At 26.2% G+C, this 14,619-nt stretch carries 8 protein-coding genes; 3 read left to right on the forward strand and 5 right to left on the reverse strand.

Going from position 1 to position 14,619, the window contains the following annotated elements; all coding sequences use genetic code 11:
• Positions 1-126 precede the first annotated feature (126 nt).
• Positions 127-1,566: an Asp-tRNA(Asn)/Glu-tRNA(Gln) amidotransferase subunit GatB gene (gatB, locus tag HL033_RS00700; RefSeq protein ID WP_218194200.1), complete on the reverse strand. Its 1,440-nt coding sequence runs from the start codon at positions 1,564-1,566 to the stop codon at positions 127-129.
• A 27-nt stretch (positions 1,567-1,593) separates the two neighbouring features.
• A complete protein-coding gene (locus HL033_RS00705; protein ID WP_218194201.1) occupies positions 1,594-2,964 on the reverse strand; it encodes a malonyl-CoA decarboxylase in 1,371 nt (456 codons plus the stop codon).
• Between the two features lie 129 nt (positions 2,965-3,093).
• On the opposite strand from HL033_RS00705, the gene ssb reads away from it, so the two are divergent.
• Positions 3,094-3,564, forward strand: coding sequence for a single-stranded DNA-binding protein (gene ssb, locus HL033_RS00710; protein ID WP_218194202.1), 471 nt, complete (start codon positions 3,094-3,096; stop codon positions 3,562-3,564).
• 471 nt (positions 3,565-4,035) lie between these two features.
• Here ssb and HL033_RS00715 read toward each other — a convergent pair whose 3' ends face one another.
• The 3 genes from HL033_RS00715 to HL033_RS00725 form a co-directional block, all read right to left on the reverse strand.
• Positions 4,036-5,268, reverse strand: coding sequence for an MFS transporter (locus HL033_RS00715; RefSeq protein ID WP_218194203.1), 1,233 nt, complete (start codon positions 5,266-5,268; stop codon positions 4,036-4,038).
• A gap of 454 nt (positions 5,269-5,722) precedes the next feature.
• Complete coding sequence (locus HL033_RS00720; RefSeq protein WP_218194204.1) at positions 5,723-8,344, reverse strand: PD-(D/E)XK nuclease family protein; 2,622 nt, start codon at positions 8,342-8,344, stop codon at positions 5,723-5,725.
• Positions 8,345-9,547: 1,203 nt separating this feature from the next.
• On the reverse strand, positions 9,548-11,140 hold the full coding sequence (locus tag HL033_RS00725; protein ID WP_218194205.1) for a peptidoglycan D,D-transpeptidase FtsI family protein: 1,593 nt from the start codon (positions 11,138-11,140) through the stop codon (positions 9,548-9,550).
• Positions 11,141-11,280: 140 nt separating this feature from the next.
• Here HL033_RS00725 and hemB point away from each other — a divergent pair, with 140 nt between their 5' ends.
• Both hemB and nadE read left to right on the forward strand, forming a co-directional pair.
• Positions 11,281-12,264: a porphobilinogen synthase gene (hemB, locus tag HL033_RS00730; RefSeq protein WP_218194206.1), complete on the forward strand. Its 984-nt coding sequence runs from the start codon at positions 11,281-11,283 to the stop codon at positions 12,262-12,264.
• Between the two features lie 8 nt (positions 12,265-12,272).
• Positions 12,273-13,874, forward strand: coding sequence for an NAD(+) synthase (gene nadE / locus HL033_RS00735; protein WP_218194207.1), 1,602 nt, complete (start codon positions 12,273-12,275; stop codon positions 13,872-13,874).
• Positions 13,875-14,619 lie beyond the last annotated feature (745 nt).

The following is a 14,619-nucleotide window of genomic DNA, read 5'->3' on the forward strand; positions in this document are numbered from 1 at the left end:
TTTAATATAACACATATAACAAAATCAAATAAGTACAGCCTATAATTAATATTAGTAAATTCCTTCTATAAAAACTATATTTACTCTTCTTATATTAAATAAGCTTATCATTGAATAATAAATATATTATATTAATTTCTTCTTAAGAAGAGAATTTACCAATTGCGGATTAGCTTTGCCATTTGTTTCTTTCATTACTTGACCTACAAAATAACCAAATAATTTATCTTTTCCTTGCTTATAATCATTAACTTTATCTGCATTATTCTTAAGTACATTATCTATAATACAAGCAAGCATATCCTCATTTTTAATTTCCTGTAGACCTTGTTCTTCAATTATTAATAATGGCTCTTTACCTGTATCAAACATTACATTAAAAACTTGCTTTGCTATTTTTCCAGAAATAACATCATTTGACATTAAAAGTAGCAATTTAACTAAATCTTCAGCTTTTATTGGAGATAATTTGATAGGAATATTTGCTTTATTTAATTTACCAAAAAGCTCACCTATTATCCAAGAAGCAGCTAGCTTAAAATTTTGTTCTTCTGCTACTACTTTTTCAAAATATTCAGCAGTATCTTTATCTGAAGATAAAATTTCTGCATCATAAAGCGATAATCCAAAATTTTTAATATATCGAGCTTTTTTTGCATCTGGCAACTCTGGTAAAGATAGCTTTAAACTATCAATAAATTCACTAGTAAGTGTTATAGGCAAAAGATCAGGATCTGGAAAATATCTATAGTCATGTGCATCTTCTTTATCTCTAATAACTCGTGTTTGCCCAGAATTTACATCAAATAACATTGTACTCTGCGTTAAAATTCCCCCACAATCTAATATTTCTATTTGCCTATTACTTTCATATTCTATAGCCTGCATAACATAACGTATGGAGTTTAAATTCTTTATTTCAGATCTTGTACCAAAATTCTTATCTCCTACAGGACGAACTGATACATTTGCATCACAACGTAAAGAACCTTTTTCCATATCACCATCACAACAATTAATAAATCTTAAAATCATACGTAATTTTTTCAAATATTCTGCTACTTCTTCTGGAGATCTCAAATCAGGCTCAGAAACAATTTCCATTAAAGCTACCCCAGCTCTATTGAAATCTATATATGTATTATTTTTCTCATGTATACTTTTTCCTGCATCCTGTTCAAGATGGATTCTAGATATTCTTATTTCCTTTTTTGCAGATTCTTCTAAAACAATTTTACCATTACTTACAATAGGATAATAAAACTGAGTAATTTGATATCCTAATGGTAAATCAGGATAAAAATAATTTTTTCTATCAAAGACTGAATATTTATTAATTTCACATGAAAGCGCAAGACCAGCTTTAACTACTTGTTCTATACAATAAGTATTAACTACAGGTAGCATACCTGGCATAGCCATATCAAATAATGATACTTGTATATTAGGTTCTTCACAAAACTTTGTAGATGCTCCAGAAAATAATTTACTATTAGAAATAATCTGAGCATGAACCTCAAGACCTATAATAACTTCCCAGTTACAATTTTTTCCCTGTATTACCATATAATTTCCAATTACTTCAGTTAAATCTTAAGTCTTAAGTAAAGATAACATTTCTTTTGAACAATTTATTTTCTTTTTTATTACATAATTTTCATAATTATCATCTATTTTAGATAACTCATAAATATAATTCACCATAATACCCATAGAACTTTTTAAGCCCTTATCCGAATTATCAGCCATCCAATGCAACTTTTTAATTGATGCGCCATTACTCAAATGGAAATGAGCAACAGGATCAGCAGCTTTATTTTCATTTTTAACAACCATTAAATAATAAGCACATAATTTAAGAAATAAATTTTGTATTTCTACTGAAAATTCGCTGTAATCAGTATTAATATATGACATAACTTCTTCACTTTGAAGAGTAATTTTTAACTCGTTTAAACACTTTTCCAAATTAACAGCCTGAGTTAACCATTGTAAAAATCCTGGAATAGGAGATAGTGTTGCATAAGTTTTTATGTTATGAAATTCATTTAATAACTTATTGACAACACGTTTAATGAGAAAATTACCTAAATTAATACCTGATAACCCTATTTGAGTGTTAGATATAGAATAAAAAATAGCAACTTTTGCATTCTCTGCATTTATCACTGGCATTGTCTCATCTAATAAAACTTGTATATTACCTGCTATATGATCAACAAGAGCTACTTCTACAAAAATCAAAGGATCATCTGGCATTTTATAATGAAAAAAAGCAAAACATCTACGATCTGAATCCAATCTATGACGCAAATCTTCCCAAGAAGAAATCGCATGTACTGCTTCATAAATAACAAGCTTTTCCAATAATGATGCAGGTGAATCCCATGTAATTTGACGCAGATCTAATAATCCCACATCAAACCATGAAGATAATATATTTCTCAAATCCTTATCTAATGCAAAAAATGAATACCCTTGCTTCTTAAAATTTATAACATCAGCTCTCATATCAACAAGAAATTTTAACCCTTCTGGTAAAGATATAAATTGCTTTAATATACGAAACCTTGGAGAATGCAAAGCATTTAGTAATTCAAATTCTAACTCTTCCTTAAAATTATTTTCAGCATCATTCCGATAAGCATCAATTTTCAAGCTTATCTCTTCTCTATTTGCACTAAATTGATCATTTAACAATGTAAGAAATTTAGCTTTTCCGATTTTAGATAAATTAAGATACAAATTACCAAGAGATATAGTATTATAGCGAGCTTTAACTTCACCACCTTTAGGATTAACACATTCATTCATCTTATTATAAAGGTTATCTATATCTTGGCTCTTTGTTAAATCTTTACTTATACTATTAACCCAGGATAAAACAGCATCTGCTACTTCACCCATTACTTTAAAAACACCAGTAATTGCTTTAGACTTTATTCTTTGAAAAGAGTATTCCATAAACTATAACTTCATAATTAAAAAACAAGTACCTAAAAATACTACATGTAGCAAAATAAGTATTGACTAGTAAATATTAAATCATTATATTGCAAAGTAGCATAATGTAAATCCTTAAATAAACTTATCATGTCCTATATAGGTGTTAATAAAGTTATATTAATAGGCCATCTGGGTAAAGATCCTGATGTAAGAATAATGCAAAACGGTAAGGAAATGGCTAGCTTTTCTCTTGCTACATCTGAAGCTTGGGTTGATAAGTCAACTGGTACTAGAACAGAAAAAACAGAATGGCATAATATTGTAGTATTTAATGAAGGATTAGTTAAAATCATAAAAAACTGCGTGCGTAAAGGTTCTAAAGTATATATAGAGGGTTCATTGAAAACTAGAAAATGGGTTGATCAAAATAATACAGATCGTTATACCACAGAAGTAGTACTTCAAGGATTTAATTCTGCATTTTATATGCTAGATTCTAAGGGTAATACCCAGGATGGATCATTTAGCACTATTAGTGAAAAACAAGATAGCAATGATTTACAAAATGAAAATTTCAATAGTATTGAAGTTGATATAGATGATGAAATACCATTTTAAAGAATGCTTTACTATCCTCATTGCTTAGAGATATCTAGTGTTTAGTAATAGCACATCATTATATGTATACCTTCAAGCCAATTATTAATGAATTTTGATATCTGATCAAGGGAGTAATTTTAATATATTAACTAATAACTTGTACATTTGAAGAAAAAGCATATGTAGCTTGTAATCTTATTAAACTGTACAAAGGCACAAAAGTTTTCGTTAGCAACAATCTTTAATAATAACTAAAATTATACTAAATCCATCATTATTTATTCAGATAATAAAAAGTATGTATCATCAATTAATATAATAATGCTTTACATTATAATAAAACAATATTTAATAAGTTATTTCACTCATATATCAAAAATACCTCACTACACCTTAAAAGCAAGTATTGATATTCACTATAACAAAAAATTAGCAGCAACTACCTTTATAAACTATTAACCTACAATCTATAAATCTATTAGCAAACTATCAACCATTAAGATGTCTTAATTCCATGTAATTCCGCCCTTTATACAATAGGAGACAAATAAAAGCCATAATAGCCCAAAATATAATATATAATGCTGGAACCGCTTGTAGCTTTACAATATTCGACATCCATAAACACACTACAGGAGCAATACCTCCACTAATGTGAGCAATATTGTAAATCACTAAAAAACAAGTATGTCTAACAGCTACAGGAAATATAGAAACTACAATAGGAAATACTATACCAAATAAAATAGCATTCAAAATCATAGACATAATACATGCAAAGAAAAATTTGTAAGACATTAAGTAAAAAGTTGGATAAGCAAATATTATTACCACTAATATCGCAAGTAATTGTGATATTTTGCTATCTTTAACTCCAATAAAATATGCAAAACAATAATAACTCGCAATAAAAATAGTCATCAATATAATGTAATTCATAATATTAACGTGCTGTGGAATGTCTATATATACAAAAACTAAATAAAACATTGCAGAAGTTAAAGAAGTAATACTATAAACTAATAAGCAATCTTTCCTATATTTAATAAATGCCTCTAAAAGAGAAAAAAAAGAACTAGGTTGATTAACTTTTATATGCTCTGAATACTGATGGCTTTCCTCCATAGATTTCCGCAAATACGGCAATAACAGACTCATTAAAAATGCTATAAAAAAAGGTATCCTCCATCCATAGGAAAGCATTTCATATTCTGTCAAAAAATTCTTACATAAGCTAATTACAACATACGCTAGAATGCCTCCACATACTATAGCAATACCATGCATAGCAGACGCTATAGCAACTTTATCGTACTTTACATTCTCTATAATCAGCACTAACCCACCTATTTCCCCAGACATAGCTAATCCTTGAATCATACGTATTATTACAAGAATGATTGGAGAAATAATACCTATACTTTCAGGTGTGGGTAAAAAAGCCATGCAAAAAATCGACAATAAAAACAATATCATTGATAATACTAAAGAAGATTTTCGTCCTTTTCTATCTCCAATATAACCAAACAACATAGCACCAAAAGGCCTTACAATAAATGGTATAGCAAAAGTTCCTAACCCCATTAATAAGTTCACATAACTACTATGCACATTAAAAAATACTTGTCCTAAAATCAAGCTAAGCTGAGCATATACTATAAAATCATAACTTTCAATAAAGGAACATAATAGTACAGACACTGTAACTTTATTTCTTAGCATAATTACTATTTACCATATTATTTATATAAACAAATAATACATATTATAGTTAATTACAATGGTTTTTTATATCTAAAAAATCTATTATCATAAACCTGTTACATTGTTTATAGTAGTTTTATCATAAATAAAATGTAAAAAAAACCTATACAAAATCACTCACCTATGAGTTCTTACTAATCTATAATTTGATGAATTTTTCTTCCTATTATAAAATTAATATTTTTTAATGATCACTTACATTAGTATGTTACTAACTACACTAATAATCCAATTAATCCTTTTCTTATCAATCTTCATAATTATCCTATAAATATTCTTTTTTAAATTTAAAAATTTTTCACAAAAACTATCAGTATTTACATATCCATTAATAATGCTAGTAAAATATATTCTCCTGAGAAATTAACATTTGTATAACAAACTTACGTAATTACGAATAATAAGATACCCATCACTTATTTCTCATTAAAAGCTCATAATCTTTATAACGCGATGACTCACTATTATTTATATGATGAAATAATATTTCATCATATAAATAAGAATTCAAAAATTTGCTTAAATTTTCTTCTGTAAACCTTATTATATTATCAAAATCCTTTATAGATACTACTGAAACTTGTTCTGTATCTACTTTCCAATATGCTAAATCAGAAATTTGTCGATTTGTGCTATACATCACAGCCAATGCTTGCACTATTAATTGCGGAGCAAATCCATGCTGTATATCAATCTGTAAAGGAATATTGCCAGTTTTATAATCAATGATTGCAATACTTCCATCCTTTAAATACTCAACTCTATCACATTTAGCAATTACAGTAATTTCAGGATTTATACGCCAAGAAAAAACTTTTTCTACTTCAATAAATCTAACATTATTTTTTCTTTTTATATCAAGATCGAAAAAATTATCAGAAATTTTTTTAAATTTTGGCCACCACATGCTTTCAGCATATGTACAATTTTTATATAAATTTGCAAACTCATGTTCTGCAATTTTCATAAGCAAATCATAATTATTATTTATACCAACTTGTAATAAATACTTTTGAAATATTATATGTATAGCATTCCCAAAATCTTTTAGTAAAAATTGAGTATTAATTTCTTTTATAGGAGCAATATTTAAAACATTACGCACATAAAACACATAAGGATTATTTATTAGATCCTCTATAGCAGTTGTAGTAATAACACTAAAAGTTTTTAATCTTACTTCTAATCCTACATTATAAGCATAATTATTATATGGCTTAATTTCAATATTATTAAATGCATGACGATATCTTAATGTATCATAATTTATATAATTATATTCCTCAAGTAAAATCCTTAAATACTTGATCAATATTGGCTCTTCAGTAATTTTACCAAACGATCTTATTGACCTAGTAATATAAACTTTTTTTGTATATAATATACTATATAAAATATAATTGAAATATCCCTCCTGTTCATCAGCTGATGGTAATCCTATTTTTTGGCGCATAGAAGAATTTAAAAATGTACCATTATTATAATGCTCTTCCTCATTAAATCCTGCTAAAATCACTACTTCTCTACTTATGACATTAACATTAGTTAACCTATCAAAGATATTACAAGAAAAATAATTATCCAAAATTAACTTTAAAATTTCCTTATATTTCCCTAAAGAATAAATTGTTATATCCTTTAACATATTTTGCAAATAAGTAAAAAATTCCTCTATTATTAGAATAATATCACAATCTTGATTACCACTTATAAAATAACGCACACATAACACATGTGCAGATGATATATCTGATATTGATTGATCATTTGCTAATACTAAAGGTGATAGTGCTGCTGTAATTTTATTACAAAAAACGCTTAAGGAATCACAAATTTCATCAAAATTATTAAAATTCACATCTGACCTTTGTCGTATTACCTGTAACTCAAACTCATCTAAAAGTATATTATATTCATCTATTGCATATCCCAATCTTACAAAAGGATGCTTAAGTAATGACAATAATGACAATGAATTACTTAATAATACAGCATCTATTACATAAAGTAAAAATACAGGTATCAAATAATTGTTATTATTGCATGCTTGCATATTATCTATATTTAATATAGACCTTATTCTACTTACCAAAGAATTGTTACTAACGAAAACCTTTGCACCTTCGTATAATGTGATAAGATTACAAACTACATATGCTTCTTCTTCCTCAGATGTACAAGTTATTAATTCAATATTATTAAAATTAGTACTTTTATCATTTGATGTATTAAATAACACATTAAAATTAAATAACTTTTCAATAATAATATTATAATAACTTTTACATTCTAACTGTTTAACATCTTGCCTTGTGATGTTTAATTCATAAAGTACATTTTTGATACTATATTGATAGTGCTTTTTATCCAGATTTTGCCAATCATTATCTGAGATATCAAAATTTACATATGGTAATATAATTTTGCTATCTATAAGTTTATACACTGCACGTACAAAATGTAGAAATAATTTACTACAATCCATAACTGCTAAAATAACCTTATAAGATGGATAATGCTCTTTCCATTGACATATTAATTCATCAATACAAAAATTTTTTATAAGATTTACATCATATTTTAACTTCCACTTATGTACTAAATCACAAAGAAACTTTGACGTCTTTTGCCAATATTCTGAATCATCAACAACAAACAAATCTCTTAAGGAGTCAAATTGTATACAATTAACTTGTAATTCATCTAATAAAGACAATAACTCATTACTTAACAATACTGAATAATTATCATCATTCTCCTTATTCCATGATTCTATAAACTGCATTAAAAAAAGCAATTTTGTATCATCAGCATCTTCATGCAACATAACCAACTTACGTTTTACTTCCATAAATGATAGAATAACAGTATTATCCATGTTATAATTTAATTTTATTAGTACAGTGCTAATAAATTTTACGTCATCTTCATCAGGGACTATAACTATAGTATTATGTTGCGTACATATATAATGAGCAACAACATCTAAAAATGACTCACTACAATGAACTGTAAATACTTGTGAATTATTCATTAAGATACTTAACTCCTAACCATGACATGATACACTATTCTCAACTAACAAACTCCATATTAATTGATAAATAATCTATTTTATATAATATATTATTGTTCATTCTCTAATTAATTGTTTTATAGTATTACTAAGAATTAACTTGTAAAAAATTACTGTTTTAGTAAATAAATATAATAATATCCAATTAACAAATAAAAAATTATGCACTTTCAATTAATGTAAAAATAAAATTTAGATTGCTCAATAATTATGTTTATCGAACTTTAACAGGAACATATAGTCCCTATAAAATTTAGAATATACATTTTGCAGTTTATAGTTACATCTTATTAGAAACGTATAACCTTTATAAAAATACTATGATATATAATATTTTAAAGATAAAAATTAGCAATAATACTTTGGTAAAATAATGACAATATATCACTATTTTACAATTTGATAGATAAAGTGATATATATTACAAGAAATAACATTATAAAATAAAAAATAATTGTACGGTATATTTAAGTATTGTTTTGATAAAATAAGATAATTACATATACAAAGAATATTACCTATTAGTATAGTTGATAACAATATGAAGGTTATTTTCAATTCTGAATTCAACTTTGCCAAAATAACATTATGATCATACTATCTATGCACATATTACAAATGTAGCTTACACGTTTAATACTTTCATATAAAATTATAAACATAATATAAAAATTTATAATTCTTACAGATTTTGTGTTAAACTAGCAATTAAGAATGCCTTAACTGCCAATCAGTACTAATAAAAATTACTAATCATAAAGTTATAATTTCTCAAGGCATTGCATAAATTAACAAATCACTTTTAATATGATAGAGTAACAAACTATTTCTTATTCAGTTATAAATGAAGGAGTGTGTATTTTACTCAGGATAATAAAGCCATAATATAATAATCTTACTTCTTATCCTTAATTTAATATCAAAAATAAAAATTACAAATATTTATTAAACTGTAAGTTACTATACAATAACCTTATTTAATAACAGTTTACTTGAATTATAATATAACTAATATTCACATTACTAACATACATAAATCATACAAGTATTAAATAACATATATCTTAGTATTTAATTTTTTCATATTAGAAAAGTTTCTACTTATATTATAGCATAATAGCTACCATAGATGTTATATACACAAAATCTCAGATTAATACTTTAATACATATTTGGTGCTATATCTAAAATAGGAGCTATCCTATTAATAATACCACTTACTATAGGAGCTGCTATCTTACCACCCGTTACTTTAGTGCCACGTGGTTCATCAATTAATACCATTATCATATATTTAGGATATGTAATCGGAAACGCTGCTATAAATGAAGATATGTTAACATCTCTTCTATATTTACCATCAATAATTTTTTCAGCAGATCCAGTTTTACCTCCTACTAAATACCCATGTACATCTGCTTTCATGCCTGTACCACTCTTCACTGCAAATCTTAATAATGTTCTAAGTTCACGTGATGTTTCCTGACTAATGATTCTTTTTTTCTTATTATTTATATTATTAAAAAGTAACGTTGCTTGATTCATAACACCATTATTCACTAATCCAGCAGAAGCTTGTATTACATGCAACGGTGTTACAGCAACTCCATATCCGTATGATACTGTTATCATTGTACTATCATACCACTTTTTTGGAAGTATAGGCATAGATTTTTCTGGAATTTCTATATTCAAATTAGAAAATAAATCTAGTTTTTCTAAGTATTCAATTTGAACATCCTTTCCCAACTGTGTAACAATTTGAGCCATACCTATGTTTGAAGATTTAGCAAAAATTTCTCCAACAGTTAACACAGGTTTCTTAGATTGATACAAATCTTGGATTTTATATTTTCCAATACGAAAAGGTTTTGAGACATCATATGTATCACTTATTTTAATTTTTTTTGAATCTATAGCACTAGCTATAGTAAATAATTTAAATATTGATCCTATTTCATATACTCCTACACTAACTCGATTAAATTTTTGATTATTAATAGCTTGTGATTGATTATTAAGATCAAAATCAGGTAAACTTACCATAGATATAATTTCACCATTTCTAACATCCATAACTATTCCTAAGCCACCTAAAGCTTGATATTTTTCCATTTGGCAAAGTACTTCTTCTCTAACAATGTTTTGCACCCTCATATCAACTGACAATTTTACTTCACGGTCACTTAAATTAGAATGATCAATATAATGTTCAATGCCAGAAATTCCTTTATTATCCGTGTCAACATACCCCAATACATGCGCAAATAAATTACCTTGCGGATAAATTCTTTTTTTTTCATAAATTAAATTAATTCCCGGAATCCCTAAAGATTTAATCTCTAATTCTTCTGTAGTAGTAATGTTACGCTCTATCCATACAAAATTTTTCTTTGATGTTAAAAGCTTATATACACGTGAGTATGTAGTATTTTTTAAAATTTTAACTATTTTTTGAGCAGTGCTTTCTGGATCAAAAATTTGATTCGCATTAGCAAATACTGATGCTGTAACTAAATTGGTTGCTAAAATATTTCCATTTCTGTCTAACACTATAGGTCTACTATAAACATGCACATTCTTCATTTTATTATCAGCACTTTCTTCGTATATTAGTGTCAAACTCAACATACGGATAATAATGATTATATAGAATACAATAAATGGCCCAGTAGAATAAATTAAGCGTATTTTACTTTTATTCAGCACTTTTTTATTTAAGTTATAATCATCAAAAATATCCCTTTTTACCATATAATTTGAATAATTGTCCTATAATCCATAATATGCAATTCAAACATTACAAAAAAAATATTTCAATAAATAAAATATACAATTTTACATAAAAACTTGTATTATTAAATTTGATTGTATTATACAAATTAAAATTAATTATGTTTCCAAATACCAGACTACGACGTAAACGCCTTTATGGTTGGTTGCGTAATCTTTTACAGGAAAATTCATTATCTACGAATGATTTAATATTACCATTATTTGTACATGATGAAGATAAAGATTTCATCCCAATAAAAGGATTGAACGAAATAAAACGTCATTCCATTCTACAAATTATTGATATAGTAAAACAAGCAAAAAACTTAGGCATTAATGCTATTGCACTATTTCCTGTAGTAAATAACCAACTAAAATGTGAAGAAGCACAAGAAGCATATAATCCAAATAATTTAATATGCAATACAATAAAGGCTATCAAAGATGCAGTGCCAAACATTGGAATTATTGCAGATGTTGCACTTGATCCCTATACTCCTTCTGGGCATGATGGTATTCTTATTAATAATAAGGTAGATAATGATTTAACTATATCAATATTATGTAAACAAGCTGTAGTATTAGCTGCAGCAGGCTGCGACATAGTTGCACCATCAGATATGATGGATGGAAGAATTAAAGCAATAAGAGAATTTTTAGATAATTGTACCTTTCAGGATGTATGTATTTTATCTTATGCTGCAAAGTATTGTTCTGGTTTTTACAATCCTTTTCGTTATGCTATAGGTTCTCATAACATATCACAAATCATAGATAAAAGTACATATCAAATAAATATAGCAAATGCTAACGAAGCACTGACTGAAATTCAAATGGATATTGATGAAAGTGCTGATATGATAATGATAAAACCAGGAATGCCGTACTTAGATATTATAAAATCTGCTAGTAATTTATTTAAGGTCCCTATTTTTGCATATCAAGTTAGTGGAGAATATGCTATGATTAAGGCTGCAGCACAAAATGGCTGGTTGGATTATGATCAGGTTATATACGAATCATTAATAAGTTTTAAACGTGCAGGAGCAAAAAGCATTATCACTTATGCTGCTTTAGAATTAGCTGATATTATCAATACTTAAAAAAGTTTATGATTAAAATATCAGTTCTAATAACACAATTAAATTACAACCCTGAAGATCTAAATTACAATTATGTGAAGATATTAAACACATATACAGAAGCTTGTAACCAATCTGCTGATTTAGTGTTATTTTCTCGATACGCAATATCAGGATACATAGAAGAAGAACCTATTTTATCTGGCAACTTTCTTTATAATTGTTTTAAATACATACAAGATTTAGCTGCATACACAAAAAATCAAAAAACATGCATAATTATTGGTAATGTTATAAGTAGACACAATATTTTACATGAAATTATCTACTTTATTCAAAATGGTAAGATAAAAGAACTTATTTGCATACCTATTAATAATCATCAAATTGTCAGCAATAACGTAACATTATACATAAATCAAATATGTATATTACTATCTCTTAATTTTAAAGTATATAATAGCTTAGACGCACATTTATTTTTAATAATGGGTCAAGATCCATACAGAAGATCATTTAATCAAAATCATAATGATATTCTAAATACAAAACCCATAATATATACAAATTTAATAGGAGGATATGGACATCGTGTATTTCATGGTGGATCATTTGTTTATCATCAGCAGAAAGTTTTTTCTTTAGGATTATGGCAAGAAAACAAAGAACTTATTGATATGCATAACCTACAAAATAATAACATAAAACTTTATAACTCTGATAATCAGCAAAAAGTTTTTTCTTTAGGATTATGGCAAGGAAATAAAGAACTTATTGATATGCATAACCTACAAAATAATAACATAAAACTTTATAACAACTACTCTTTACACTACCAAGCACTGATGCTTGCACTTAAAGATTATACATATAAAAATCACTTTACTAATGTATTACTAGGTATGTCTGGTGGAATAGATTCTTCATTAGTAGCTTCTATTGCAGCAGATGCATTAGGGCCTGATAAAGTTCATGGTGTTATGTTAACAACACAATATACATCATGTAATAGCATATATGATGCTGAGCAATTTTCAAAAAATCTTACAATAAATTATACAATATTAGATGTAGATAATATTTTTAAAAATTCATTAATAAGTTTACAGAAAATGTTCGTAAATTTAAAACAAGACATTACTGAAGAAAATCTTCAATCTAGAATAAGAGGATTAATATTAATGGCAATTAGTAATAAATTTAAATTTTTATTATTATCAACAGGCAATAAATCTGAACTACTTACAGGTTATACAACTTTATATGGAGATATGTGTGGTGGTTTCGCACCAATTAAAGATTTATATAAAACTCAGGTTTATAAACTAGTACATTGGCGAAATAATAATGTCCCTGAAAATAGTTTATGCCAAAAAATGAACATAATTTCCAATGCAATAATAAATAAACCACCATCTGCTGAACTAAACTACAATCAAAAAGATCAAGATACACTACCTGAATATTCGATTTTAGATTCAATATTAGAGTTACTAGTTCACAAAAACTTTTCTAAAGAAGAAATAATAACCCAAGGTTATGAAGCACAAGTTGTTAATTATATAATATCGCTAGTACAAAAATCCTCTTTTAAAAAAAGATCGTCAGCAATTGGTCCACTAATATTTTAGATTATATATTATCTGATAACTATAGGAGCATATTTTTTTTAAGTTATGATTTTAATAATGTTTATAGTATCCTCTACAATATTTAAGTAGTTATTTATTAAGTAGTTATTTAATATTATATTCTACCTATTTTATTACCTAATACAAAAATTCCTTTCTCGTATAGTAATACCATGTTGCAATTACCACATGCACTATGTATGTAATATAAAGTAATACAACCATATAAATAGCTTATAGAACCAACTTAAAGATTCATGATTCTATGCTATAATAAAGCATTGTACTTACATGTACAAAAAAATTTAGCATATTTTCTATATATAAATTTAAATATATTTAACATATCAATAAATAAAAAAATATTCTAACAATAGTTTAAATAGCAGAACTTTATAATCATTAATTGCAATTTTTCTCATATTGAAACATTTATACCTTCTGAATATGCTCATATTTTATTCATATAAAAAGTACCCTGCTTTAAAAAATAAGCTACATATATAGTTAATAACTAATATTTACAGTAAATACATCTTTTGATGTTTAATAACTTATTTCTTTCATGTTACAATTATTACAAGTATTCAATATTTTTCTTGTAAATAATACATCTACATAAAAAAATATATCTTATTACTCTATTATACAGACTAGAACTTTTAACAGGTATAATAAAATTATCAAGCAGATGCTAAAAAAGAAAAATAGATCTTATAAAAAATAATTTTTTATAAAATCACAA

The sequence above is a fragment of the Neoehrlichia mikurensis genome (assembly GCF_019186785.1).
GTDB classification, from domain to species: domain Bacteria; phylum Pseudomonadota; class Alphaproteobacteria; order Rickettsiales; family Anaplasmataceae; genus Neoehrlichia; species Neoehrlichia mikurensis.

Excerpts from the sequence above, each read along its gene's own strand:
- gatB (WP_218194200.1), bottom strand. The coding sequence starts at position 1,566 with ATGGTAATACAGGGAAAAAATTGTAACTGGGAAGTTATTATAGGTCTT.
- ssb (WP_218194202.1), top strand. The coding sequence starts at position 3,094 with ATGTCCTATATAGGTGTTAATAAAGTTATATTAATAGGCCATCTGGGT.
- HL033_RS00705 (WP_218194201.1), bottom strand. The coding sequence starts at position 2,964 with ATGGAATACTCTTTTCAAAGAATAAAGTCTAAAGCAATTACTGGTGTT.
- hemB (WP_218194206.1), top strand. The coding sequence starts at position 11,281 with ATGTTTCCAAATACCAGACTACGACGTAAACGCCTTTATGGTTGGTTG.
- nadE (WP_218194207.1), top strand. The coding sequence starts at position 12,273 with ATGATTAAAATATCAGTTCTAATAACACAATTAAATTACAACCCTGAA.
- HL033_RS00720 (WP_218194204.1), bottom strand. The coding sequence starts at position 8,344 with ATGAATAATTCACAAGTATTTACAGTTCATTGTAGTGAGTCATTTTTA.
- HL033_RS00715 (WP_218194203.1), bottom strand. The coding sequence starts at position 5,268 with ATGCTAAGAAATAAAGTTACAGTGTCTGTACTATTATGTTCCTTTATT.
- HL033_RS00725 (WP_218194205.1), bottom strand. The coding sequence starts at position 11,140 with ATGGTAAAAAGGGATATTTTTGATGATTATAACTTAAATAAAAAAGTG.